We start from the raw sequence: 23,573 nt of genomic DNA on the forward strand, positions 1-23,573 counted from the left end.
TTCATATGATGCTTCAGCGAAAGAAAGACTTTTTTTACCTTAAAATTTGCACATGGGAAACATTTGTTGATTGACGAAAAGGAGGATTTCTATGAAAAAACGATTCAGTATGCTGATTGCGGTTTTCATGTTTACGGCAATTATGTCTGCCTGCAGCAAGAGCACAGGCGGAGGGGAAAATGACAAAGTTCAGGTAACGACGACAATTGCTCAGATTGCGGATGTTGCAGCGAATGTCGGAGGCAGCCATGTAGAAGTAACGTCTCTGATGGGACCGGGAATTGATCCCCATTTGTATCAGGCTTCACAGGGAGACATTCAGAAGCTGAATAAGGCTGATATTATTTTTTACAATGGGCTCCATCTGGAAGGCAAAATGGGTGAGATCTTTGAAAAGATGTCAAATGAAAAGCCTACTGTTCCAGTAGCAGAGACGATACCCAAAACGAAATTAATGAGTAATCCTGCCAATAAAAAAGCACATGATCCACATGTCTGGTTTGATATTTCATTATGGATGTACACCGTTGATAAAGTAGAAGATGAGCTGAGCAAGCTTTCTCCTGAAAACAAAGAAGAGTTTGCTGCCAATGCAGCTGCCTATAAAGAGAAGCTTGCAGAAATGGACCAATATGCAAAAGAGCAGGTTCAATCCATTCCTGAAGAGAAAAGAGTTCTGGTTACCGCCCATGATGCATTTGCATACTTTGGGAAGGCATACGGCTTTGAAGTAATGGGCCTTCAGGGACTGAGCACAGATTCTGAATATGGCCTGAAGGATGTTCAAAATTTGGTGGAAGTGCTGACAGAAAGAGAAATTAAGGCTGTTTTCGTTGAGAGCAGCATTTCTGAAAAATCCATTAACGCGGTTGTCGAAGGCTCTAAGAAAAACGGTCATGACGTGAAAATAGGAGGACAGCTTTATTCAGATGCCATGGGAGAAAAAGGATCTGAAGAAGGAACGTATCTTGGAATGTTCAAACACAATATCGATACAATCGTTTCATCATTGAAATAAGGCAGGTGCTAAGTATGAAACCAGTAGCAGTTAACAATTTGACGGTAGCCTATCACCGGAAACCTGTCCTTCAAGAGGTTGGTTTTGAGGTCCCTGAAGGGAAATTGATCGGAATTATTGGTCCAAACGGGGCAGGGAAATCCACGCTGATAAAAGCTGTACTCGGGCTGATCCCTTCAGCCTCGGGAGAAGTTGAAATCTATGGAGATTCATATAAAAAACAGCGTAAGCGGGTCGGCTATGTGCCTCAAAGAGGTTCAGTCGACTGGGACTTTCCGACAAATGCTCTTGATGTTGTGCTGATGGGGCGCTACGGCCATGTGGGCTGGATGAAAAGGCCGGGCAAAAAGGACACGGCTTTTGCAAAGGAGTGCCTGAATAAAGTGGGTATGCTGGATTTTGCCGACAGGCAAATCAGCCAGCTTTCAGGCGGCCAGCAGCAGCGTGTTTTTCTTGCAAGAGCCCTTGCACAGGATGCAGACGTTTATTTTATGGATGAACCATTTGTGGGCGTTGACGCAGCAACGGAAAAAGCTATTATCTCTCTTCTTAACGAACTGAAAGCAAGAAAAAAGACGGTGCTGGTCGTGCACCATGATCTGCAGACTGTGGAAGAATACTTTGACTGGGTATTGCTTTTGAACCTGAGGAAAATTGCTTTTGGCCCGACGAGTGAGGTTTTTACAATGGAGAACCTTCAGAAAACCTATGGGGGCAGACTCACTTTCTTGCAGGATCAGCAGGTGCTTGTAGACGAAACCAAACAGGAGTGAAGAACTATGATGGAGGAATTAATCTATCAGCTGCAAAATCAAAATACACAGTGGGTGCTTGTCGGAACAATGCTTCTCGGTCTTGCAAGCGGAGTCCTTGGAAGCTTCGCTCTTCTTAGAAAACAGAGCCTGATCGGCGATGCAATGGCCCATGCCGCTCTGCCCGGAGTTTGTATGGCCTATCTCCTATACGGATCTAAATCATTGCTGTGGTTTCTTGTTGGAGCTGCGGTTTCGGGAATGCTTGCCGCATGGCTGATTGGGGTCATTATCAAGAACTCAAGAATAAAAGAGGATTCAGCCCTTGGCCTTGTTTTGTCCGTTTTCTTCGGGTTTGGGATTGTGCTGCTGACTTATATTCAGCATAACCGGGGGGGAAATCAGAGCGGACTGAGTGATTTTATATTTGGAAAAGCGGCATCCATGGTCGGTCAGGATGTTCAGATTATTACTTGGATTGCAGCTGCCCTGCTCCTCCTTACCGCTCTTTTCTTTAAAGAGTTCAAATTATTGACGTTTGATCCTCAATTTGCAAAAGGAATCGGCCAGCCGACAACATTTCTGAATGGCCTGCTGATGGTCCTGATTGTCTGCGCAGTTGTAATCGGCCTCCAGACGGTTGGTGTTATTTTAATGGCAGCCATGCTGATCACTCCGGCGATTGCTGCAAGATATTGGACGGATAAGCTTGGACATATGGTTCTTATTGCAGGGCTTATAGGAGGGATCTCAGGTGTTGCAGGGACTCTTCTCAGCACGACAACAGACGGAATGGCGACCGGGCCGCTGATTATTGTTGCAGCGACGATTCTGTTTTTGATATCCCTTGTTTTTGCACCGAAAAGGGGCATCGTGTCCAAAGCGGTGAAACAGTGGAAATTGAAAAGGAAAACGTCTGTTGAACAGCTTCTTCTCTCTTTTTACGATGTGACGGAGAATGCAGGTGTGAATGGGGCATTTTCCCTCGAAGATGTTCTCAGTAAAAGAAAGGTTTCCCAAAGTCTGATCAATAAATCGGTCAAGGAACTTGAAAAGAAGAAGCTTGTCATGCAGGTCGGGAGCGATCAATGGAGATTGTCAGACAGCGGTTTGAAGCATGCTTATGAGCTGACCTTGAGTCAGAGGCTGTATGAGATGTATTTGATGCACGAAATGGAGCTTGCCCAGCTTCAGCTTAAAAGCAGGGATGATGTCGATGTGGAGAAAATGTCGTTCGATATGAAGAAGAGGCTGATGGGCCTTTTGAAAGATCACAGCAGAGAGCCGAAACTGCTGCCAAAAACCGCAAATGCTTTAAATAGAAAGGAGTGGCAGGTTCAATGAGTTATGATGCATGGATTCTTTTGACAGGATCGCTCGTCGGCATTACATGTGCGATCATTGGCTGTTTCCTGATTCTCAGGCGAATGGCGATGCTTGCTGATGCGATCAGCCACTCTGTTCTGCTTGGCATAGTCGGTGCCTATTTTGTCAGCAAGAGTCTTGACGGCGTTTCTATGTTTATAGGGGCAGCTATAGTCGGCCTTCTGACAGCTTTTTTAGTCCAGGTGCTGAATGCGAAAGGGGTTCAGTCCGATGCGGCAATTGGAGTCGTATTCACATCCCTCTTTGCCGTCGGAGTTATTTTGCTGTCGCTTTTTGGAGGGAATATACATCTTGATGTCGATCATGCATTAATGGGGGAGATCACCTTTATTCCGTGGAATACCCTCACACTTGCAGGAATGGATGTTGGGCCAAAAGCGGTCTGGATGCTTGGTTCGGTCCTTGTGATTAATCTCATTCTGATCGCGCTGTTTTATAAGGAGTTCAAAATAACGTCTTTTGATCCTCAAATGGCAGCTGCCATCGGCATCCCTGTCCTTGTGATGCATTATCTGCAAATGGGGATGCTCTCGATTACAACGGTAGCTTCCTTTGACAGTGTCGGAGCGATATTAGTGGTTGCGATGCTGATTGTTCCTGCTTCAGCGGCCTATCTGCTGACAGATAAACTGTCGCATATGCTCGTGATCAGCTCAGGTATTGGTGTTCTGTCTGCCGTTCTTGGCTATTGGTCGGCAACTTGGCTGAATGTTTCCATAGCCGGCGCAATGGCAACAGCTGCAGGGGCAATCTTTTTCCTGGCCTTTCTTTTTTCGCCAACGCACGGCATGCTTGCAAAATGGCTTGCAAAAAGAAATTTTGCTTCTGCCAGTGAATAAAAATGATTCTCATTATCAATAATAAAGAAAAGGACAGCCGCCAGCTGTCCTTTTCACTAGAACATTTTACAAATCATGAGGTTTAAACGTTTTACAGTCTGTCTCTTCACTGCGTGAAGCCGTGTCGCCTCTATGGCTCACAACATAAATGGCATCAGCCGTACACTGGTTGCCGCTGCCCCAGTACTCACAGTTATTTACTTCGCACTTTACTTCTCTTGGCATAAAAATACCCTCCTTTTATTAAGGTTCATCTTTTAGTTTTGCTTACTTTACTGTCTTTCATACGTGAAAAGGGGTCAGTCCCGCTCTGCGTTAATCTGTTAACGAGGAGCGGGACTGACCCTTAGCTTTCTTTTTGATCCAAATAGCGTTTGTCTTTCATGAACAGCCGCCAGAAATAGAAGAAGCCAGGGAAAAGGATGAGAAATCCGACGATGTAGGTGATAAAGACGGCATGAAACGTGTTCGGGTGTGTAAAGCCGTCCTGTATGGTCACATCAGGATAGAGCATGTAAGGCAGATGTGCCCGGCCATAGGCGTAGCTTGCCAGAAAATACTGAATGACGACCGCTACTACAGCAAGCCTCGGGCGGCCAAGTTTTCTCTTATCCTTTTGGGATGGGAGAAACAGTGCTCCGCCGGCAATGACAAACATCGCTACCGAGCCGATTAAAAATGGCAAATACTCCATCATGTTCGTGTAAAGCCAGTTTGCTTCATTACGCAGCGTAAGCATGATCAGAAAACCCATTACAAGCGAAAGCGGGCCGAGAATCAGGGCATCCCGCCTGTATACTTTATATGCCTCAGGCTCATTCGCCACATTTGAATAATCCGACAGCAGAAGCGAAGAAAGAAAGAGTGTGCTCGTAATGGCAAACCCGCTGAATGCATAGGCATTCGGACTTGTGAAGAGTTTATCAAGCTGAAGCTGATGGGCGCCGTCGATTACTTCAATGTAGCCGCCATGTGTAATCGGAAGGACTAAAAGCAGGATTGCCGGTATGATAAAGCCGGAGATCCCTGAAACGTACGTCAGCAGTTTGCCGTATCCTGATTTTGAATAGTGGGAAAAAACGAGAAAACCGCTTCGGATTGCGAGCAGCAGCAGAATGATGCTGCCCGGAATCAAAAGCACAGTGCCCAGGATAAACGTTGCCCCCGGAAAAAAACTGAACAGGGCGACAACAATAGCAACGATAAAAACATTCGTTACCTCCCAGGTTGGCGATAAATAGCGATTGGCAATGTTCGTTGCGTTTGTCCGTTCTTTGTTTATGTAAACCATGGACCAAAATCCCGCTCCAAAGTCCATCGTCGCCATAACAGCATAGATAAAGACAAATCCCCAGACAACCGTAATGGCAAGCAGAGCATCTGTTGTCATCTTTGCAGCGCCTCCTTCATGATTGGATTAATAAACACTGACGCCATCTCCGTCTCCTCGCTTATCTAGCTCATTTTCAACCGGATTGCGTTTAAAGTAGTAGACAAGCACAAGAATTACGGCCAGACCCAATATCGCATAAACAAGGGTGAACAAAATAAAGAGCGTTCCAATCTGACCTGAAGCTGTCACCACATCCTCTGTCTTGAGCAAACGGTAAATCACCCAAGGCTGTCTTCCTGTACAAGCGAAAATCCAGCCAAACTCAATTGCAAGCATGGACAGAATACCTGATGGTACAAACAGTACAAGCAGCCATTTCGGAAAATGGGGCCGCTTCAGAATTTTGTACCAGAAAAATCCGATCAGGGAAAGGAGAATCAGCAGGCTTCCGATTCCCACCATGGCATTAAACAGGGTATGGACAAACAGCGGAGGCCAATATTCTTCCGGAAAGTCATTTAATCCAATGACTTCTGTCTCAAAGCTGTTGTCTGCCAAAAAGCTGAGTGCCCACGGAATTTCAATTCCCCATTTGACTTCCTGTGTTTCTCTGTCTGTAAATCCGCCGACAGCAAGCGGCGCATAGCGCTGCGTTTCAAATAGACCTTCTGCTGCAGCAAGCTTCTCAGGCTGATATTCATGCAGCATCTGGGCAGATTCGTGTCCGTTCAAAGCGGTCAAAAATGAGAAAATGCCTCCGACAATCAGCCCCATCATGAGCGCCTTGCGGTGAAACTTGTATAGCCTCTCATTTTTCATGTTTCGGAGCATTTTATACGCAGCAATTGAAGCAATAACGAATGCGCCGGTCATAAATGCAGAAACAACGACATGTCCAGCCGTTACGATGAAGCTTGGATTGAAAAACGCCGCCCAAGGATCAACATCAACGATTTCTCCATTTTCAATTCTGAAGCCCGCGGGAGTTCCTTCAAACGCATGGACATTTGTAATGAGAATCGCAGATGCTGCGGCCCCGATCAAAACAAGTGATACACTGACAATCCTCATTCTCGGGGAGATGCGGTCTGCAGCATACACATAAATGGACATAAACAGCGCCTCCACAAAAAAGGCATAAATTTCAATCTGAAATGGAAGGGCCATAACCCGGCCGATAACTTCCATAAATCCCGGCCACAGCAAGGCAAGCTGCACGCCTGCAATCGTTCCTGTAGGGATAGCAACACCGAGCAGCACGGCCTGTCCTTTTGTCCACCGTTTTGCCATCACGGCATAATCAGGATCCTTCGTTTTTTGAAAAAGAAGCTCTGCTATTAAAATCATTAGAGGGAGGCCTACACCAAGCGATGCAAAAATAATATGAAAGCCCATTGTCGTCCCGAACAAGGATCTGGCAAGTACGAGATCATCCATCTGTTTTCCGCCTTTCTTTCCCATGGTTGTAACAATCTTTCCTTATTGTCCGCATTTTTCCATAAAATATGCTTAGGATGTTTCTCAAAAGAAATTTCATTTCAGGCAGGAGCGTTGACAAACTGCCGGAAAGGGAGTAACATATAAAACGTAATAATTACGATTAAAGGAGTGCTGTAAATGAAACAGGGTATCCATCCGGATTATCATAAAGTCGTATATATGGACACAAACAGCGGTTTTACATTTTTGAGCGGTTCTACTCAAAAATCGAATGAAACAACAGAGTGGGAAGACGGCAATACGTACCCGCTGATCAAAATTGAAATCAGCTCTGATACACATCCTTTCTACACAGGGCGCCAGAAATTCGCAGACCGCGACGGACGCGCAGAGCGCTTCAAGAAAAAATACAACATGTAAAAAGGGAGCCCTGGAGCATCATGTTCCAGGGCATCTTTTCTGTATAATAATCTACTGGCAGGGAGGTTTTTTACATGAAAAAAATACCCGTTTATACAATAAGCGGTTTTTTGGGAAGCGGCAAAACAACGCTTCTTGTAAAGATGGCGGATGAGCTGAAAATCAGAGGACAAAAAGTAGGCATTATTTTAAATGAACTTGGCGATGAGAACGTAGAGAAGCATTTATTTAAAGATCAGCAGGTCCATGAGCTCTTAAATGGCTGTATTTGCTGCACCATTCAGGATGACCTTTTGACGACGCTCAAAGCATTTAAAGCAGAGCAGTCTGTTGATGTTCTTCTAATAGAAGGAACAGGAGTGGCGAATCCGCTGGAAATTAAAGACGTGCTTCTTTCTCCGGCACTGTTTGATGACTATGAGCTTCTTTCAATGATCGGAATTGTCGATGCCAGTCATTACCTGGACTACCAGAGCATGTTCTCAAGCTCGAAGGAAATCCGCTCACTGCTGAAAGAACAGATTATTTCTTCTGATTTGCTGATTCTAAACAAAATAGACCTGGCAGGGGATAAAGACCTGGAAAAAGTGAAGAAGAAAATCCGGAAAACCGTTCCGGAAGAAGTGGAAATGCATGATGCATCATATGGAAACGTACCATATGAAAAACTGATTGAACAGCGCCATGCTGCCCTGACACTCAGTGAGGGAGCAGGGCACCATCACCATCATCACTCCATTGGCACGATCAAGATTGAGAATCCGCAGATCATGGATCTTTTAGAGCTTGAGTCTCTGCTTAGAGATATAGATGGTCTGATCCGTGCAAAAGGGCATCTTATTATGGAAGGCACAATGAGGGAGATGCAGTATGCTGCGGGTAAAGCGGTTATATCAAAAGAAAAGGTTGAGAGCGAAAAGCCCGTTCTGATTCTGATTGGGCAGAATCTGCCTGCAGAAAAAATACAGCAGCTGTTTGTAAAAAGGCATATATAAAAAATACCGGCCGCGTTGGCCGGTATTTTTATTGAAGGGCAGTCTTTAGCGTTTCAAGGTTGCGCTTCATGATGCTGAAATAGTCTTCCTTGTTTTCAGCATCCTCTTCTGAGATGGATTCAAGGTTGGAAAGGGTAAGGCTTTCTGCGCCAATTTCATTTTTCACAATGTCTGCAATTTTGCTGTTGACGTTATTCTCAAAAATCACATAATTGATTTTGTTTGCTTTCGCTGTTTCAACGATGGTCTGAAGCTGCTTTTGAGATGGCTCCTGTGTCGGAGAAAGTCCTAAAACGCTGATCTGCTCAATGCCGTAGCGGTTTTCCCAGTAGCCGTACGCAGCATGAGAAACCAGGATTTTTTTCTTTTCAGCAGCGTCAATTGTTTCTTTGTAATCAGCATCCAGTTTTTCTAAATCTGCTTTAAGCGCAGTGAAATTTTTCTCGAATTCTTCTTTTGATTCCGGATGAAGCTCTGTCAGGCCGTTTTTAATGTTCTCAGCCATTTGGACGGAAAGTGCCGGGTCAAGCCAGATGTGGGGATCTTTATCTCCATGATCATGAGCGTGCTCCTCTTCTTTAGCATGGTCGTCATGTCCCTCTTCATCAGCATGCTCTTCCTCATGGGCATGGTCGTCATGTCCTTCTTCTTCAGCATGTGCTTCTTCGTTATGAGAGGAATCAGCAAGCTCAATCCCTTCGCCCGCTTTGATGATTTTCACATCTTCTGACTGCAGGGTTTCAGTTGCTTTTTCGGCAAATCCTTCAAGTCCGACACCTGAGTAGATAAAGGCATCCGCCTCAGCCATGGCAACCATATCTTTTGTAGAAGGTTCAAACGTATGGGCATCTGCATTAGCAGGGTACACACTTTCAACCTCTACAGCGTCTCCTCCGATTTTTTCAGTAAAATCCTGAACAGGGAAGATGGTGGTATAAACCTTCAGCTTGTCCTTTTCGTCCCCGGTTGTTTCATTTCCGCTGTCTGCACATCCTGCAAGAGCTGTTCCAAGCAGCAGTGCAAGTGCCATAGATAAACCTTTTTTTCTCATTGTAAGCTCCTTATATATAAAAATTTCGTTGGTTTCATCATTTCCTATCACATTATATCGTAATACTTACGATTTGAGAACCGTAAATACTTTAATGTAAAAAGAAAAACCATTCTCACAATTATGAAAAAGCAGGAAGCGGGTCATGCATGGAGGACCAGTCTGATGTCATTTCTTCATCTGTAAGGAGACATTCGTCAAGTGAAGCTTCCACATCTGTCCGATTAAGGTCAATCCCGATAAAAACAAGTTCCGTCATGCGGTCTCCAAATTCCGTGTCCCAGCGTTCAAGCAGCTCGGGTTCATCCTTCAGTGTTTGAATACGCTCGTCCTCCGAATAAGCGGCCACCCATTCCCCTGCTCCCTGAATCATAATGGAGGTGCCTGCCTGTGAAAGAAGGCCTGAAGTGTCATTTCTTGATGCAAGCCAGAAAAAACCTTTTGCTCTCACTACATCCTGGGGCCAATTCTCAAGCCAGTTCATGAACCGCTCCGGATGGAACGGCTTCCGTCTTCTGTAAACGAAGGAAGAAATGCCGTATTCCTCTGTCTCCGGCACATGCTCTTCGTTAAGTTCCTTGATCCAGCCGGCGGACTGGCTGGCTTTTTCAAAGTCAAATCTGTTAGTGTCCATAATTTCAGCCAGCGGTACATGGCTGAAGGCTGTTTTCAATATCCTTGCATCCGGATTTAATTTTCTCAGTACACCATATAATTCATTCACATCTTCCTCTTCCAGCAAATCTGTTTTGTTCAGAAGAAGAACGTCAGCAAATTCAATCTGATCAATCAGCAGGTCAATGACTTCTCTTGTATCGTTTTCATCTGTTCCCTGCTTCCGGTCAAGAAGATTTTCACCAGAAGAGAAATCGTCCCAGAAGCGGTTCCCGTCCACAACCGTTACCATTGTATCCAAACGGCAGAAGGCAGACAGATCAATGCCGATCTCCTCGTCAATGTAGGTGAATGTCTGAGCGACAGGCACCGGTTCGCTGATGCCAGATGATTCAATAACGATATAGTCGATGTTTCCTTCCTTAACGAGACGCTCGACTTCAATCATCAGGTCCTCGCGCAGCGTACAGCATATGCATCCGTTTTGCATTTCCACCAGTTTTTCTTCTGTACGGCTGACGGTATTTTTAATCAGGCTCCCGTCAATGTTGATTTCGCTCATATCATTGACGATCACAGCAATTCGCCTGTTTTCTTTGTTCTCAAGAATATGCTTTAAAAGGGTCGTTTTTCCGGCTCCAAGATATCCGCTTAAAACCGTTACGGGAATTTGTTTGCTCATTATAATCCTCCAGCTTTTATAAATAGTAATTATTACGATTTACATCATATAGTAAAACGCGCCTAAAAAACAAGTGTTATGATATAGTAAATAAAAAGCTGCCTATTACATGCAGCCAAACTATACCACTTTGTAAGGAGAATAGCAGATGAGATTGTTAGAAGAAATTATTGAACACAATTCCCAGTTTGTAGAGAAGCGAGACTACGAAAAGTATCAGACGACAAAATTTCCTGACAAAAAAATGGTCATTTTAACTTGTATGGATACAAGACTTGTCGAGCTTCTTCCGCAGGCAATGAACGTCAAGAACGGCGATGTGAAAATTGTCAAAAGTGCCGGTGCGATTGTTGCCCATCCGTTTGGAAGCATCATGAGAAGTATTCTTGTAGCTGTTATGGAGCTTGGCGCAGACGAAGTATGCGTTGTCGGTCACCATGACTGCGGCATGAGTGCCCTGAATCCGGATTCATTTCTTGAAAAAGCAAAAAACCGGGGAATTACCCAGGATAAAATCGATACGCTCCGCTATTCTGGAATTCAGCTTGATGATTGGCTGAAAGGGTTTAATAAAGTCGAAGACAGTGTAAAACACAGTGTAGACGTTATCCGCAACCACCCATTGCTTCCAGCTGATGTTCCTGTACACGGACTTGTGATTGATCCGTCTACAGGAAAGCTTGATTTAGTAGTGGACGGCTACGGCGTCTGATCCTTTTTTTCCGGAACCGGATCAAAGCCTCCGGGATGAAAAGGATGGCACTTCAGGATTCGTTTTACGGTCAGATAACCGCCTTTTAAAGCCCCAAACCGTTTGACTGATTGGAGTCCGTAGTGGGAACATGTCGGATAAAAACGGCATGATGGGGGTTTCAGCGGCGAAAGGAATTTCTGATAAAAGCGGATCAGTGCAATAAACAGCTGTTTCATTTTAATCACCTCTCTGTATGCCTTAAGTATACTGCAAGTGGGAAGAAGTTAAAATTGGAAACACTTATTCAGACAAAAGTGATGAATTTTATCGGAATTAATTGTATGATAAAAAGAGACGTAATAAAGGAGTGGTACTATGCCATCAGTTGAAAGCTTTGACCTTGATCATAATGCAGTCGTTGCCCCGTATGTCAGACATTGCGGCGTTCATAAAGTAGGAACAGACGGACTGGTTAATAAATTTGATATCCGCTTCTGCCAGCCGAATAAGCAGGCAATGAAGCCGGATGTGATCCACACACTTGAGCATCTGCTTGCATTCAATATCCGCACGCATGCTGAAAAATACGATCATTTTGATATCATCGATATTTCACCAATGGGCTGCCAGACCGGCTACTACCTGGTAGTGAGCGGCGAGCCGAAGGTTGAAGAAATTATCGATCTTCTTGAAGATACTTTAAAAGATGCCATCGAAATTACTGAAATTCCGGCAGCCAACGAAAAGCAGTGCGGCCAGGCTAAACTTCATGATTTAGAAGGAGCCAAGCGACTTATGCGTTTCTGGCTTGATCAGGATAAGAAAGACCTTGCAAAGGTTTTTGGATAATGAACAGAGAACAGCGCCCTGCGATGCGGGGTGCTGTTTTTTTTTTGAGCCTTTTTACCTGATTGACGGTGGAAAGAAGTGAATGATACACTTCAAATCGTAATAATTACGTTTTGAGGAGAGGTCATTTGAAAGGCAATTATAGATTTTTAGTGTCCATTATAATGCTTTACAATCCTGAAGGGAGAGGAAAGACATACTAAAGAATGGGGTCTTGCTTGCTGTTTTATCCTCACTTGTGTTCAGTATAATGAATGCCCTTGTAAAAGCGGTCAGCCTGAATATTCCTGCTTCAGAAATTATGTTTTTCAGAAGCTTGATCGGCACTGTCATCATTTTTGTGATGATGAGGCAAAGCAAAACCGCCTTTTCAAAAAAAGGTGTTCCCATGCTCTTTGTAAGAGGAATGCTCGGTGCATTGTATCTGTATGCTTACTTTTTCACCATTTCAAAAATACCGCTTGCTGATGCAAGTATTCTTGCACACTTATCAACCATTTTTGTCTTTTTCCTCTCAGCGGTTTTTTTAAAGGAAAAGGTCTCAAAATCAACCTTTTATGTTCTTCCCCTTGTTTTTCTTGGAGCAATACTCTTGATTAAGCCGTTTCAATTCTCGTCTTTTTCAGTCTATGCCCTGGTAGGTGTATTAAGTGCCCTGTTTGCTGCAGGGGCAGCAACATCTATTCGGTATCTCAGCAAAACACATCCGTCTTATGAAATTGTTTTTTATTTTCTCGCAACCGGAACGGTTCTTTCCATACCGCTCATGTGGAACGAATTTGTCATACCGTCTCTGCTTGAATGCTTTTACCTGATTTGCATTGGCGTTGTGTCCCTTCTTGGCCAGATTTTCCTGACGAAAGCTTTCACCCATGAAAATATTGTTGTTGTGGAAATGACAAGATACATAGGAATTGTCTTTAATGCATTGTGGGGTTTTTTATTCTGGTCAGAGATTCCGGATGCAATCACCATTTCAGGCGGTATCCTGATTGTTGCTTCATGTGTTCTGCTTTCTATGATGAAAAGAAAAACAGCTGTGGTGCAGGGGCGCTCGTCTTCTGTTTAGAAAAATGGGCATTGACCGATGTTGAAGAAGCTAGTAATATTTACTAATGTAAATCGTAATTATTACGAATTAAATTAATCAAGGGTGGTAGATTTGATGAAATCGTTTAGTGGTTCGAAAAGCTTGATTGCTATTTTAATAGGCTTATTTATTCTTGCAGCTGCAGGATGTTCTGCTGAAAAGAGCAAGGCTGATCCTGAAAAAGAAGAAAAGGATAAGAAGGTATCGATGATCTTCAGCTTTAAGTCGCCGAACATGGATCCTCATACAGGATTTACCCCAATTCGTGCAGGAGTGACAGAGACGCTTCTTAAGCTTGATGAAGATTCAAAGATTGAAGGCTGGCTCGCTGAAAAATGGGAAACAGAAGATAATGTGCACTGGACATTTACAATCCGTGATGAAGTCAAGTTTCAGGACGGGAAAAAACTTGATGCAGCGGCAGTAAAGAGTTCTCTTGAAAGAAGTACTGCTGTAAACGAGTCCCTTGGAGATTCGCTGAAAATTCAATCAATGGAAGCTGACGGACAAACGCTTTCCATTATCACGACAGAACCCTATCCGGCTCTTCCTTCTGAGCTTGTAAACCCGTATACATCAATTGTGAACACGGAAGCTGAAAAAGAGATGGGCGAAGAGAAATTTAACAATGCCCCAATCGGTACAGGGCCGTTCAAAGTCAAAAAATTCATTTCAAATCAAGAAGTTCAGGTTGAAAAATTCAGCGGATACTGGGCCGGAGAACCTAAGCTCAGTGAAGCAGTCATCAAATTCAATGAAGATGCCAACGTAAGATCACTTGCTTTTCAATCTAAAGAGGCAGATATCGTCTACAATCTTCCGGCAGAAGGCATCGAGCCGATTGAAAAAGATAAAGAACTGAAGGTTGAATCGGTTCCTGGCCTTAGAGCGCATTTTATTTTATACAATCAGCAAAGCCCTAAAGTGTCAGATGCGAAAGTGAGAGAAGCACTTGATTTGCTCCTTGACCGCAAAAGCGCTGCAGAAGACATTATGCTGGGACATGGAATTCCTGCAAATGGCCCGTTTAACAGCACCCTTCCATTTGGCATAGAGGATAAAGTGAAAGCACTGGATGCAGAGAAAGCCAAAGATTTGCTTACTAAAGCCGGCTATAAAGAGAATGGTCAAGGAAAAATGGAAAAAGACGGACAGCCCCTCAAGCTTGAACTGATTACATACAAAGCACGTCCTGAACTTCCGCTTATCGCACAGCTACTGCAGTCGGATGCAGCAAAAGCAGGAATTGAAATTGAAATTAAAAATGTTGAAAATGCGGATACACATCTTGCCCAAAATAAAGACTGGGATCTAGCTACATACAGCAACAATACGTCTCCACGGGGAGATGGGAGCTATTTTCTGAATTCTGCCTTTACAGAGACAGGTGCTCTAAATGTCGGGAAGATTTCGATACCTGAACTGAATGAACTGATCAAAGAACTCAATACAACAACCGATTTAGAAAAAAGAACGCAGCTGACAAGGGATGCAGCAGGCATCATCAACAAAGAATTCGCGCACAGCTATGCTGTTTACCCAAACATACTGGTAGGAGTAAACGAGCGGGTTCAAAACTTTAATCCCACAGCTGAGGAGTATTATATTTTAACTCATACAATGGATGTGAAGTAGCATGCTTCCTCTAATAAAACAGCGTGTCATTCAGCTGATGCTGGTCATGTTCATTTTGTCTGTTTTTACATTCGGACTGATGAAGCTTGCACCGGGTGATCCGGTTTTGCTGATATTAAACGCTGATGAAATGATGGTGACAGATGCTGATCAGGCTGAGCTCAGAAAAGAGCTCGGCTTTGATCAGCCCCTGTATGTTCAGTATGGAAAGTGGATGGTTGGGCTGCTCCAGCTTGACCTTGGAAAGTCCTACATGAGCGGTAATCCAGTCTGGGAAGAAATGATGGAGCGCTTGCCGATTACATTGGAGCTTGCGGGGGGAGCACTTCTGGTCATGGTGTCTATCGCTCTTCCGCTAGGTATTGCAGCAGGACGCTTTCCAGGAAAATGGCCGGATCATGTCAGCAGAGTGCTTGCGCTGATTGGAGCATCAATTCCAAGCTTCTGGCTGGGACTGATGCTTATTTATGTTTTTGCCTTTAAGCTTCAGCTGCTGCCTTCGAATGGATTTGGAGAGTGGTCTCAATCCATTTTGCCCTCATTTGCTTTAGGGTTTTCACTGGCAGCTGTTTATGCAAGATTATTGCGCTCGGGTTTAATGGAAAGCTATTCCGAAGATTATGTCCGGGCAGCAAGAGCAAGAGGGGTGAAAGAATGGCGCATTCTGTGGATTCATGCTATCCGGGCTGCGCTTTTGCCTGTCATGACGGTGCTTGGTCTGAGTATGGGAAGTCTTCTTGGGGGAGCTGTAGTTATTGAAATCTTATTTTCCTGGCCCGGGCTTGGAAGTATGGCGGTCGACGCTATTTTTGCCCGCGATTACCCAGTCATACAGGGTTATGTATTACTGACAGGAGTTTTTGTTGTAGCGATGAATCTGATGACAGATCTTTCGTATTTTCTCATTGATCCCCGAATCAGAAGAGGAAAGGAGGCAGCGAAATGAATACTTTTCCGCAGGTGAAAAAAAACGTCCGCCATCTGCAGCGAACCATTTTTTCAGGCAGATTAATGATAGTGACAGGAGCAGCTTTGCTTGTTTTCATTGCCGTTCTTTCGATTGCGGGCCCGCTGCTTGTTTCAAATGATCCTTATACAGCCAATATGGGGGAGCGGTTTGCTTCTCCAAGGCTGGAATACCCTCTTGGAACAGATAATCTTGGCAGGTGCATTTTTACAAGATTGATGGTAGGGGCAAAAGCAACTCTCGGCATCACAGCGCTTGTTGTGGCAAGTGTTCTTTGTATAGGTCTTCCTCTCGGCCTTCTGTCGGGGTATGCAGGGGGCAAGTTTGATGCTTTTCTCATGAGAACGGCAGACGGGCTTCTTGCTTTGCCGGAATTTATTCTGGCGATTGCCATTGCCGGATTTTTAGGTCCAAGCCTTACAAATTTAATGATTGCTGTTGTCGCAGTGAAATGGATCACCTACACCCGCTTAGTAAGGGGCATTGTGATTTCGGAAAAGGAAAAAGAGTACATTCTTACAGCAAAGGTTGGAGGATGCTCTGACTTGAAGATTCTTAGAAGGCATATACTGCCTCACATTCTGTCGCCGGTTCTCATACTCGCAGCACTGGATATTGGGAAAGTGATTTTGATTATCTCATCTTTATCTTATATAGGCCTCGGTGCACAGCCCCCTAATCCTGAATGGGGAGCCATGCTGAATGACGGCAGGCCTTATTTTCAAACGTACCCGGAATTGATGATTTATCCCGGTCTTGCCATCTTTCTGGTTGTTTTATCATGCAACTTAATAGGGGAAGGCCTGAGAGACCGGCTCGATGTAAAAAGCAGGTAGGCCCGGAGGTGAAAAGAGCATTGAACGCAGAGAATGATAAAACAGTCTTAACCGTAAGCAACGTTTCAATTGCACTAACGGATAAACATGAGAGCAGAATTCTTGTAAAAGATCTTAATTTCAAGATCAAGGCAGGAGAGATGATTGGACTTGCAGGAGAGAGCGGCAGCGGGAAAAGTATGACAGCGGCAGCTGTACTGGGTCTGCTGCCTCCGTCTGCCCGTATATCAAAAGGGAGCATCCTTTTTTCCGGAAATGATTTGACAGCCATGAAAGAAAAAGAAATGCAGAAGATAAGAGGAAAAGATGTGACGTACATTTTCCAAAACTATCAAGGAAGTTTTTCGCCTTTTCTTAAAATTGGCAGACAGCTTGTCGAAGCGATTAAATCTCACCGTCAAGTAAGTAAAGCGAACGCTGAACAGGAGGTTCTATACTGGCTGGAGCGCGTGAAGCTTCCTTCAAAAAGAACGTTCGGAAGCTATCCGCATCAGCTAAGCGGAGGACAGCTGCAGAGAGCCGCACTTGCATCATCCCTTATGATGAAACCTTCACTGATCATTGCAGACGAGCCGACAACGGCCCTTGATGTTTTGACTGGTGAATCGATTCTTCAGCTGCTTGCTGACCTTCAAAGAGAAGTAAACTGTGCGGTTCTCCTTATATCACATAATCTGAATCATTTGCTGAAACGGACAGACAAGATGATGATCATGTACGGCGGGAGAATCGTTGAGCATGGCCCAACCGAGATGATCGCTTCAGAACCCGCGCATCCTTATACGAAACTTTTATTAAGCACACAGCCCAAGCTCTCTGGAAGTATACCCAGAAGATTGCCAAGCATTGGAGGCGAGCCTGGTCTTTCAGCTGAAACCGGCTGCCCATTTGCCTTTCGCTGCCCGATCGTAATGCCGGAGTGCGGGACATTTCCCTCGTTTCAGGAAAAGAGTGTTCATCATTGGTCCGCTTGTCATGCGGATATGAAAGGAGACAAAACAGATGCTGACAGTCAGCCGGATTACAAAGTCTTACAGAAATCATAACGTTCTTAAAGGCATTTCTTTCACTGTTCAGGAAGGAAAGTGCCTTGGGCTGATAGGCGAAAGCGGAAGCGGTAAAAGTACGCTTGCCAAGCTGATAATGGGGCTCGATTCTGCTGACAGCGGAGAAATCACGATAAACGGAATTATGCTGAGGGAACAAAAGGGAAAAGCTCTTAAGAAAATAAGGCGCCACATCGGGGTTGTGTTTCAGGATTCTCATGCTTCACTAAACCCCAAGCTGCCTATTTGGAAAACGGTCGCAGAGCCGCTTGAAAACTATCCGGAAGCTGTTCCTGCTTACTTATTTGACGGAAAAGCGGACAGAAAAAAAATGGCGCTGCACCTTTTAAAAAGAGTTGGCTTGAGCGAAAGGCACCTGAATTGTTACCCGCATCAGCTAAGCGGAGGCCAGAGACAGCGCACAGCCATTGCCCGGGCAATCAGCATTGAACCCAAACTTCTCATCTTGGATGAACCAACGTCAAGCCTTGATGTATCTGTCCAGGCGCAAATATTGAACCTGCTCAAGGAGCTGAAGGAAGAGCTCGGCATGTCGTTTCTGTTTATCTCCCACGACATAGCTGCCGTCCGGTTTATGAGCGATCAAATCTGTGTGTTGAAGGACGGTAATCTGCTTGATGTCTTTTCTCCAGCAGAGCTCTTTGAGGACAAACGTCACCCATACACAAAGCAACTTGGAGATGCTGGTTACTGCCGGTCTTTCACCTGATTATCAGGGTTTAAGGGCCATTTGTAGATGTCGTATCTCTAGGAAATAAGTATTTCAGAAAAGAAGCTGATGTCAGGTAAAGACGTTGCTTAAAAACGGCCGATTCGTTATACTGTTCACATTGATTATACATATGTCCGTGCAGAGAACACATGCGGGCCGAGGAGGATTCAGTGTGATAGGAAGATTATTGATTTCATGTGAGGACCGCCCAGGTATTGTTGCAGCGGTTTCACGTTTTTTAGCTGATGAAGGAGCCAACATTATTCACTCGGATCAGCATTCTACCGACCCGGTCGGCGGTCTTTTTTTTATGAGAATCGAATTTCAGCTTCATGGCATTGAGAATATGATTCATGAACTCAGAAACCGGTTTGAGCAGACGGCAGCGGCGTTTCAAATGAAATGGCGGATGTCCTGCGCGAGTGATAAAAAGAAAATCGCCATCTTTGTTTCAAAAGAAGATCATTGTCTTCAGGATCTGCTGCAGCGGTACCGCCTCGGCGAACTTTCTGCAGAAATAGCCATGATCGTCAGCAACCATAATGAAATGCGGGAAATTGTTGAGCCGTTCGGCATTCCGTATCACCATGTGCAGGCAACGAAGGAAACAAGAGAAGCGGCGGCAAAAACACATCTTGAACTTTTGGAAGAAGCAGGTGTGGATACCATTGTTCTGGCGAGATACATGCAGATTATTCCCCCTGTTATGATTGAACGTTTTAAGAACCGGATCATTAACATTCATCATTCATTCCTGCCTGCCTTTGTTGGAGGCAAACCTTATAATCAAGCCTATGACCGCGGCGTGAAAATTATCGGGGCAACCGCCCATTATGTAACAGAAGAGCTTGACCAGGGTCCAATCATTGAGCAGGATGTTGAGCGGGTAAGCCACAGATATCAGATTAAGGATCTGAAACGGGTTGGAAGAGACGTTGAAAAGCTTGTGCTGTCACGCGCCGTCGGGTGGCATCTGGATGATAAGGTACTCGTTTATGAAAATAAAACGGTAGTATTTCCCTAAAAAACTAACGAAAGATCAGTCGATTGCAGACTGGTCTCTTTTTTTTGCTGTTTTCGCATTAATTTAAATACCTGCCCTGAGCAAAGTAATTGACCCTATTCTTCAAGAGGAGTATCGTTGTCTGCGTTAACTTCTATATAGCTTATTTCTCTGTTTTGCAGAGCTGCTAAAGAAAGAATGCTTCAAAAAATAGACCCATGAAGGAGAATGCGATATGGAAAACTATCAAGAACTTACAGCAAAACAACAGTCATTTTTCCGAAGCGGGAAAACGAAGGATGTTCAATTCCGAATCCAAACACTGACTAAACTGAAAGAGCTTATCATAAGCAATGAACAGGAGATTCTTGACGCCTTGAAAGCTGATCTGAATAAACCTGAAGTTGAAGCGAAGCGCGCAGAGATAAGCCTTGTTTTGAGTGAAATAGATTTTATGGCCGAGAATGTAACTTCCTGGTCTGCACCGAAGAAAGCAGATACCCCGTCTACACATGAAGGGGCAGAAAGCTTTATCTTATCAGAACCGTATGGATCAGCACTTATTATTGCCCCGTGGAACTACCCGTTCCAGCTTGCCGTTAATCCGCTTGCGGGCGCTATTGCAGCCGGGAACTGTGCGGTGCTGAAACCTTCTGAGCTCACACCCCGCACATCAGGGCTTTTGGCAAAGCTGATTAATGACAACTTCCCTGAGGAATATTTGCGTGTCGTTGAAGGGGAAGTCGAAACCAGCACAGCTCTGCTGAAAGAGAAATTTGACTATATTTTCTTTACCGGCAGTACACCAGTCGGCAAAATTGTCGCAAAAGCTGCTGCAGAGCATTTAACACCTGTCACGCTTGAACTGGGCGGAAAAAGTCCGGCGATTGTTCACGACGATGCTGATCTGGATCAGGCGGCCGCGCGAATTGCCGGGGGGAAATTCATGAATGCTGGTCAAACGTGCGTGGCACCCGATTATATTTTGGTAAAGAGCGAAGTGAAAAATCAGCTGATAGCCAAGCTGAAAGAAGCCATTACAAAGACTTACGGCGAAAATGTGCCGGGAGATGAGTACCCGCATGTAGTAAGTGAAAGACACTTTGACCGGCTGCATGCATTCCTGGAAAGCGGAAACGCAGTTGCAGGAGGCAAATCCGACAAATCACGTTTATTCATCGAACCGACAATCCTTGATAATGTTACATGGGATGATCCTGTGATGCAGGATGAGATCTTTGGGCCAATCCTGCCTGTTCTTGTATACGATGAACTTCCGGAGGCCATTGAAATAATTGCCGAGCGCCCAAAACCGCTGGCTCTGTATCTTTTCTCTGAAAATGAAAACATTCAAAATGAAGTGCTGAACAACCTGTCATTCGGCGGCGGTGCAATAAACGATACCATCAGCCATATGACGTCTCATTACCTCCCATTCGGCGGTGTTGGAGACAGCGGCATGGGTGCCTATCATGGCCGAGCGAGCTATGATACGTTTACACATTTTAAAAGTATTCTTAAACGTTCCTTTAAGTAAGACTGATAGACAAAAGTACCTCAAGCCTGCAGAGAGAAAATATATTCCTCTGCAGGCTTTTCATTTAGATATAGAAAATGTATAATGATTTTAAATCGTAGTTATTACGATTTATATTAACTCTCATCGAAACCGGGGTGCTGAGATTGAATGAAAAAGGAATGAACGTCCTTGCAAAGGGAATCATTGCAGGTCTATCCGAGACGAAACGATCAGTTTATCAATATATAGAGAGCAGAGAAGATGAACTCGCGTCTCAATGCGAAACAAAAGAACAATTTCTGACCATGCTCGTAAAAGTGTCGCCTTATCATGAAGCAGCGAACAGGTTCAGTATAAGTGTTGAAGAAGTTTACCGGCTGATGAAAGAAACAGAAGCTGAGATTAACAAGAAGCTGGAACAAAAACTGGACACTTATAAATGGATCGACTGTACAGAGCGGATAGCCAATGGGTCAGAAAACAACAAAAAGCATTATCTTTTTCTAGCATAGTTGTGCGGAAAAAGTACGCTTTTTAAATCGTAATAATTACGAAAAAGAAAGGATGAATGAGTTATGGCCAAAAAATCAAAAGTAGCAAAAGAAAAAAAGCGCCAGGAGCTTGTTGAAAAATACAGGGAATTACGTGCAGAATTAAAGGAGAGCGGGGATATCGAAGCTTTGCGCAGGCTGCCGCGTGATTCTTCCCCGACACGCCTGAAAAACCGCTGCGAGGTAACAGGAAGACCCAGAGGGTATTTGCGTAAATTCAAGCTCTCGAGAATTGCATTCCGCGAGCTTGCACATAAAGGCCAGCTTCCCGGTGTCAAAAAATCTAGCTGGTAAGGTAAAAGACGGAAAACATACTCTGTTAATATGTGACTGAAGCATACCATTTGCCGTGGTATGCTTTTTTATTTGTTTGTGCCGTAAAAGATTGTTTACATATTCAATAAAAGTACAACTTAAATAAATAAAAATTTATTGTAAAACAATAAATAACGTGGTACAGTCTAATTGAAAATATATATGCGAGGTGCTTTTTATGAACCGGGGAACAACGCTCTTTTTAAAGGCAGCGATCATCCTGATTGGTCTTCCTGTCATTGCTTTGTGTATCTTTTTAGTACCCCAAATTGGGAATTTTGCTGCAGAATTGTATCCTGAACAGACTTATCTCAAATACCTGGTGCTAATTGTTCTGTATGCGACGGCTGTTCCATTTTACTTTGCTCTTTATCAATCGTTTCACCTTTTAAATTTAATCGACAGAAATCATGCCTTCTCGGATCTTGCCGTCGAGGCTTTGAAGAAAATCAAATACTGCGCTTTTAGTTTCAGTGCCCTGTATGTGTGTGGCATGCCGCTCTTTTACCTCATGGCAGAGAGGGATGATGCACCGGGCATTATTTTAATCGGTATGGTCATGATTTTTGCATCATTTGTAGTTGCGGTTTTTGCTGCTGTCCTGCAGAAGCTGTTAAAAGAGGCGATTGATATCAAATCAGAAAATGATTTAACGGTCTGAGGTGAATGATATGGCGATTATTATAAATATTGATGTCATGCTGGCCAAAAGAAAAATGAGCGTAACAGAACTTTCGGAGAGAGTAGGGATTACAATGGCTAACCTTTCTATTTTAAAAAATGGCAAGGCAAAAGCTGTAAGGCTCTCCACTTTGGAGGGGATCTGCAAGGCGCTCGACTGTCAGCCGGGAGATATTCTGGAATACCGGAGTGACGAAGATGGCGAGTAAACAGGAGGTATTTCAAGCTCGGGGAAACTCACTTGGAGCCTTCATTACAAGAGGAATCGCACAGCTCTTTCACTTTGGATGGCAGCAGGCTCTGTCCTGTCTGTTTCCTGTTGTCATCTTTGCTTCCCTTGCATTGACACAGGTTATCCCGCTTCCGCTTCTTCCAAGGTATGACTGGCTGCTTGTGATTTGTCTTGTTATGCAGTGGCTGATGCTGAGATCAGGGCTTGAAACGAAGGATGAACTTAAAGTCATCACACTGTTTCATATCATCGGGCTTGCCCTTGAACTTTTCAAGGTGCATATGGGCTCATGGTCATATCCCGAAGAAGGGTATTCCAAGGTTTTTGGCGTTCCGCTATACAGCGGCTTTATGTATGCAAGTGTAGCGAGCTACTTATGCCAGGCCTGGAGGCGTCTTGAAGTGGAACTGATAAAATGGCCTTCGCTCTGGGCAGTCGTGCCGCTTGCAGCTGCCATCTATTTGAATTTTTTCACCCATCACTTCTGGATTGACGTCAGGTGGTGGCTGTCCGGACTGGTCATTCTTGTTTTCTGGCAGTCCTGGGTTTCTTATGAGGTGAACGGAACCAGGTACCGCATGCCGCTTACTCTATCTTTTGTTCTGATCGGCTTTTTCATATGGGTTGCCGAAAATATTGCCACCTATTTTGGAGCCTGGAAGTATCCCAATCAAACGGAAGCATGGAGCCTCGTTCATTTAGGGAAAGTCAGTTCATGGCTGCTGCTTGTGATTGTCAGCTTTCTTATCGTGGCCGTGCTGAAGCAGATCAAGGGAGATTCGAGCGGAAAAGAAAAGAGTCATGCATAATGAGGAGAAAGGTCTGCTTAGATTGAATAGGCGTCCCCTTTTTTGTTGTGTTTAAATCAAACCAAATACTTGAACGGCACTT

Annotated in this window: 27 protein-coding genes; 21 read left to right on the plus strand and 6 right to left on the minus strand. The window is 44.4% G+C overall.

What is annotated here, in order from left to right:
• The first annotated feature begins 91 nt into the window (after positions 1-91).
• The 4 genes from ACTSEZ_RS12370 to ACTSEZ_RS12385 are packed head-to-tail and all read left to right on the plus strand — an operon-like array spanning position 92 to position 3,995.
• Positions 92-1,018, plus strand: coding sequence for a metal ABC transporter solute-binding protein, Zn/Mn family (locus ACTSEZ_RS12370; RefSeq protein WP_369734503.1), 927 nt, complete (start codon positions 92-94; stop codon positions 1,016-1,018).
• Positions 1,019-1,032: 14 nt separating this feature from the next.
• Complete coding sequence (locus tag ACTSEZ_RS12375) at positions 1,033-1,791, plus strand: metal ABC transporter ATP-binding protein (protein ID WP_369734504.1); 759 nt, start codon at positions 1,033-1,035, stop codon at positions 1,789-1,791.
• 6 nt (positions 1,792-1,797) lie between these two features.
• Complete coding sequence (locus ACTSEZ_RS12380) at positions 1,798-3,114, plus strand: metal ABC transporter permease (RefSeq protein ID WP_369734505.1); 1,317 nt, start codon at positions 1,798-1,800, stop codon at positions 3,112-3,114.
• Entirely contained in the window at positions 3,111-3,995 is an 885-nt protein-coding gene (locus ACTSEZ_RS12385; protein WP_369734506.1) for a metal ABC transporter permease, read from the plus strand. Before ACTSEZ_RS12380 ends, ACTSEZ_RS12385 begins: the two co-directional genes overlap by 4 nt.
• A gap of 66 nt (positions 3,996-4,061) precedes the next feature.
• Here the strand turns inward: ACTSEZ_RS12385 and ACTSEZ_RS12390 are convergent, their stop codons facing one another.
• The 3 genes from ACTSEZ_RS12390 to ACTSEZ_RS12400 form a co-directional block, all read right to left on the minus strand.
• On the minus strand, positions 4,062-4,220 hold the full coding sequence (locus ACTSEZ_RS12390) for a DUF1540 domain-containing protein (RefSeq protein WP_369734507.1): 159 nt from the start codon (positions 4,218-4,220) through the stop codon (positions 4,062-4,064).
• Between the two features lie 121 nt (positions 4,221-4,341).
• Positions 4,342-5,385: a cytochrome d ubiquinol oxidase subunit II gene (locus ACTSEZ_RS12395; RefSeq protein ID WP_369734508.1), complete on the minus strand. Its 1,044-nt coding sequence runs from the start codon at positions 5,383-5,385 to the stop codon at positions 4,342-4,344.
• A 27-nt stretch (positions 5,386-5,412) separates the two neighbouring features.
• Positions 5,413-6,765, minus strand: a complete 1,353-nt coding sequence (locus ACTSEZ_RS12400) for a cytochrome ubiquinol oxidase subunit I (protein ID WP_369734509.1) — start codon at positions 6,763-6,765, stop codon at positions 5,413-5,415.
• Positions 6,766-6,945: 180 nt separating this feature from the next.
• Here ACTSEZ_RS12400 and ACTSEZ_RS12405 point away from each other — a divergent pair, with 180 nt between their 5' ends.
• Positions 6,946-7,188, plus strand: coding sequence for a type B 50S ribosomal protein L31 (locus ACTSEZ_RS12405; RefSeq protein ID WP_369734510.1), 243 nt, complete (start codon positions 6,946-6,948; stop codon positions 7,186-7,188).
• A 74-nt stretch (positions 7,189-7,262) separates the two neighbouring features.
• On the plus strand, positions 7,263-8,183 hold the full coding sequence (locus ACTSEZ_RS12410; RefSeq protein WP_369734511.1) for a CobW family GTP-binding protein: 921 nt from the start codon (positions 7,263-7,265) through the stop codon (positions 8,181-8,183).
• A gap of 28 nt (positions 8,184-8,211) precedes the next feature.
• On the opposite strand, the gene ACTSEZ_RS12415 is transcribed toward ACTSEZ_RS12410, so the two are convergent.
• Positions 8,212-9,234 (minus strand): metal ABC transporter substrate-binding protein, encoded by a 1,023-nt coding sequence (locus ACTSEZ_RS12415; protein WP_369734512.1) that lies wholly within the window; start codon positions 9,232-9,234, stop codon positions 8,212-8,214.
• Between the two features lie 121 nt (positions 9,235-9,355).
• The gene (locus ACTSEZ_RS12420) at positions 9,356-10,531 is read right to left on the minus strand and encodes a GTP-binding protein (protein WP_369734513.1); all 1,176 of its coding nucleotides are present in this window, start codon (positions 10,529-10,531) and stop codon (positions 9,356-9,358) included.
• Between the two features lie 148 nt (positions 10,532-10,679).
• Between ACTSEZ_RS12420 and ACTSEZ_RS12425 the strand changes: the two genes are divergently transcribed.
• Positions 10,680-11,243, plus strand: a complete 564-nt coding sequence (locus ACTSEZ_RS12425) for a beta-class carbonic anhydrase (RefSeq protein ID WP_369734514.1) — start codon at positions 10,680-10,682, stop codon at positions 11,241-11,243.
• Here the strand turns inward: ACTSEZ_RS12425 and yidD are convergent.
• Entirely contained in the window at positions 11,231-11,461 is a 231-nt protein-coding gene (gene yidD / locus ACTSEZ_RS12430) for a membrane protein insertion efficiency factor YidD (RefSeq protein WP_369734515.1), read from the minus strand. The two genes, ACTSEZ_RS12425 and yidD, sit on opposite strands and share 13 nt — an antisense overlap.
• Positions 11,462-11,600: 139 nt before the next feature.
• On the opposite strand from yidD, the gene ACTSEZ_RS12435 reads away from it, so the two are divergent.
• The 14 genes from ACTSEZ_RS12435 to ACTSEZ_RS12500 all read left to right on the plus strand — a co-directional run bounded on the left by ACTSEZ_RS12435 (position 11,601) and on the right by ACTSEZ_RS12500 (position 23,491).
• Positions 11,601-12,074: an S-ribosylhomocysteine lyase gene (locus tag ACTSEZ_RS12435; RefSeq protein ID WP_369734516.1), complete on the plus strand. Its 474-nt coding sequence runs from the start codon at positions 11,601-11,603 to the stop codon at positions 12,072-12,074.
• A gap of 214 nt (positions 12,075-12,288) precedes the next feature.
• On the plus strand, positions 12,289-13,143 hold the full coding sequence (locus tag ACTSEZ_RS12440; protein WP_369734517.1) for a DMT family transporter: 855 nt from the start codon (positions 12,289-12,291) through the stop codon (positions 13,141-13,143).
• A 96-nt stretch (positions 13,144-13,239) separates the two neighbouring features.
• Complete coding sequence (gene nikA, locus ACTSEZ_RS12445; RefSeq protein WP_369734518.1) at positions 13,240-14,799, plus strand: nickel ABC transporter substrate-binding protein; 1,560 nt, start codon at positions 13,240-13,242, stop codon at positions 14,797-14,799.
• A gap of 1 nt (position 14,800) precedes the next feature.
• Positions 14,801-15,745, plus strand: coding sequence for a nickel ABC transporter permease (nikB, locus tag ACTSEZ_RS12450; RefSeq protein ID WP_369734519.1), 945 nt, complete (start codon positions 14,801-14,803; stop codon positions 15,743-15,745).
• Entirely contained in the window at positions 15,742-16,602 is an 861-nt protein-coding gene (gene nikC, locus ACTSEZ_RS12455; protein ID WP_369734520.1) for a nickel transporter permease, read from the plus strand. Before nikB ends, nikC begins: the two co-directional genes overlap by 4 nt.
• Positions 16,603-16,622: 20 nt before the next feature.
• A complete protein-coding gene (locus ACTSEZ_RS12460) occupies positions 16,623-17,648 on the plus strand; it encodes an ABC transporter ATP-binding protein (protein WP_369734521.1) in 1,026 nt (341 codons plus the stop codon).
• Positions 17,605-18,378, plus strand: a complete 774-nt coding sequence (locus ACTSEZ_RS12465; RefSeq protein ID WP_369734522.1) for an ABC transporter ATP-binding protein — start codon at positions 17,605-17,607, stop codon at positions 18,376-18,378. Before ACTSEZ_RS12460 ends, ACTSEZ_RS12465 begins: the two co-directional genes overlap by 44 nt.
• A gap of 133 nt (positions 18,379-18,511) precedes the next feature.
• Complete coding sequence (purU, locus tag ACTSEZ_RS12470) at positions 18,512-19,405, plus strand: formyltetrahydrofolate deformylase (RefSeq protein ID WP_369734523.1); 894 nt, start codon at positions 18,512-18,514, stop codon at positions 19,403-19,405.
• Between the two features lie 214 nt (positions 19,406-19,619).
• A complete protein-coding gene (locus ACTSEZ_RS12475; protein WP_369734524.1) occupies positions 19,620-20,921 on the plus strand; it encodes an aldehyde dehydrogenase in 1,302 nt (433 codons plus the stop codon).
• Between the two features lie 137 nt (positions 20,922-21,058).
• Entirely contained in the window at positions 21,059-21,415 is a 357-nt protein-coding gene (locus ACTSEZ_RS12480; RefSeq protein WP_369734525.1) for a hypothetical protein, read from the plus strand.
• 63 nt (positions 21,416-21,478) lie between these two features.
• Positions 21,479-21,748: a 30S ribosomal protein S14 gene (gene rpsN / locus ACTSEZ_RS12485; RefSeq protein WP_029278812.1), complete on the plus strand. Its 270-nt coding sequence runs from the start codon at positions 21,479-21,481 to the stop codon at positions 21,746-21,748.
• Positions 21,749-21,947: 199 nt separating this feature from the next.
• A complete protein-coding gene (locus ACTSEZ_RS12490) occupies positions 21,948-22,430 on the plus strand; it encodes a DUF2975 domain-containing protein (protein ID WP_369734526.1) in 483 nt (160 codons plus the stop codon).
• Between the two features lie 10 nt (positions 22,431-22,440).
• A complete protein-coding gene (locus tag ACTSEZ_RS12495) occupies positions 22,441-22,659 on the plus strand; it encodes a helix-turn-helix domain-containing protein (RefSeq protein ID WP_029278815.1) in 219 nt (72 codons plus the stop codon).
• Positions 22,649-23,491, plus strand: coding sequence for a DUF817 domain-containing protein (locus ACTSEZ_RS12500; RefSeq protein WP_369734527.1), 843 nt, complete (start codon positions 22,649-22,651; stop codon positions 23,489-23,491). The genes ACTSEZ_RS12495 and ACTSEZ_RS12500 overlap by 11 nt, the downstream gene beginning before the upstream one ends.
• The last annotated feature ends 82 nt before the right edge of the window (positions 23,492-23,573 follow it).

The sequence above is a fragment of the Metabacillus mesotrionivorans genome (assembly GCF_052171315.1).
Lineage (GTDB): Bacteria > Bacillota > Bacilli > Bacillales > Bacillaceae > Bacillus_P.

Bases quoted from the DNA above. Each gene is read 5' to 3' on its own strand.
- ACTSEZ_RS12490 (WP_369734526.1), top strand. From the start codon at position 21,948: ATGAACCGGGGAACAACGCTCTTTTTAAAGGCAGCGATCATCCTGATT.
- ACTSEZ_RS12370 (WP_369734503.1), top strand. From the start codon at position 92: ATGAAAAAACGATTCAGTATGCTGATTGCGGTTTTCATGTTTACGGCA.
- ACTSEZ_RS12395 (WP_369734508.1), bottom strand. From the start codon at position 5,385: ATGACAACAGATGCTCTGCTTGCCATTACGGTTGTCTGGGGATTTGTC.
- ACTSEZ_RS12405 (WP_369734510.1), top strand. From the start codon at position 6,946: ATGAAACAGGGTATCCATCCGGATTATCATAAAGTCGTATATATGGAC.
- ACTSEZ_RS12415 (WP_369734512.1), bottom strand. From the start codon at position 9,234: ATGAGAAAAAAAGGTTTATCTATGGCACTTGCACTGCTGCTTGGAACA.
- ACTSEZ_RS12495 (WP_029278815.1), top strand. From the start codon at position 22,441: ATGGCGATTATTATAAATATTGATGTCATGCTGGCCAAAAGAAAAATG.
- purU (WP_369734523.1), top strand. From the start codon at position 18,512: ATGTCCGTGCAGAGAACACATGCGGGCCGAGGAGGATTCAGTGTGATA.
- ACTSEZ_RS12465 (WP_369734522.1), top strand. From the start codon at position 17,605: ATGCTGACAGTCAGCCGGATTACAAAGTCTTACAGAAATCATAACGTT.
- yidD (WP_369734515.1), bottom strand. From the start codon at position 11,461: ATGAAACAGCTGTTTATTGCACTGATCCGCTTTTATCAGAAATTCCTT.
- ACTSEZ_RS12425 (WP_369734514.1), top strand. From the start codon at position 10,680: ATGAGATTGTTAGAAGAAATTATTGAACACAATTCCCAGTTTGTAGAG.
- ACTSEZ_RS12435 (WP_369734516.1), top strand. From the start codon at position 11,601: ATGCCATCAGTTGAAAGCTTTGACCTTGATCATAATGCAGTCGTTGCC.
- ACTSEZ_RS12400 (WP_369734509.1), bottom strand. From the start codon at position 6,765: ATGGATGATCTCGTACTTGCCAGATCCTTGTTCGGGACGACAATGGGC.
- ACTSEZ_RS12385 (WP_369734506.1), top strand. From the start codon at position 3,111: ATGAGTTATGATGCATGGATTCTTTTGACAGGATCGCTCGTCGGCATT.
- ACTSEZ_RS12420 (WP_369734513.1), bottom strand. From the start codon at position 10,531: ATGAGCAAACAAATTCCCGTAACGGTTTTAAGCGGATATCTTGGAGCC.
- ACTSEZ_RS12390 (WP_369734507.1), bottom strand. From the start codon at position 4,220: ATGCCAAGAGAAGTAAAGTGCGAAGTAAATAACTGTGAGTACTGGGGC.
- ACTSEZ_RS12500 (WP_369734527.1), top strand. From the start codon at position 22,649: ATGGCGAGTAAACAGGAGGTATTTCAAGCTCGGGGAAACTCACTTGGA.
- nikB (WP_369734519.1), top strand. From the start codon at position 14,801: ATGCTTCCTCTAATAAAACAGCGTGTCATTCAGCTGATGCTGGTCATG.
- ACTSEZ_RS12475 (WP_369734524.1), top strand. From the start codon at position 19,620: ATGGAAAACTATCAAGAACTTACAGCAAAACAACAGTCATTTTTCCGA.
- ACTSEZ_RS12410 (WP_369734511.1), top strand. From the start codon at position 7,263: ATGAAAAAAATACCCGTTTATACAATAAGCGGTTTTTTGGGAAGCGGC.
- nikC (WP_369734520.1), top strand. From the start codon at position 15,742: ATGAATACTTTTCCGCAGGTGAAAAAAAACGTCCGCCATCTGCAGCGA.
- nikA (WP_369734518.1), top strand. From the start codon at position 13,240: ATGAAATCGTTTAGTGGTTCGAAAAGCTTGATTGCTATTTTAATAGGC.
- rpsN (WP_029278812.1), top strand. From the start codon at position 21,479: ATGGCCAAAAAATCAAAAGTAGCAAAAGAAAAAAAGCGCCAGGAGCTT.
- ACTSEZ_RS12375 (WP_369734504.1), top strand. From the start codon at position 1,033: ATGAAACCAGTAGCAGTTAACAATTTGACGGTAGCCTATCACCGGAAA.
- ACTSEZ_RS12380 (WP_369734505.1), top strand. From the start codon at position 1,798: ATGATGGAGGAATTAATCTATCAGCTGCAAAATCAAAATACACAGTGG.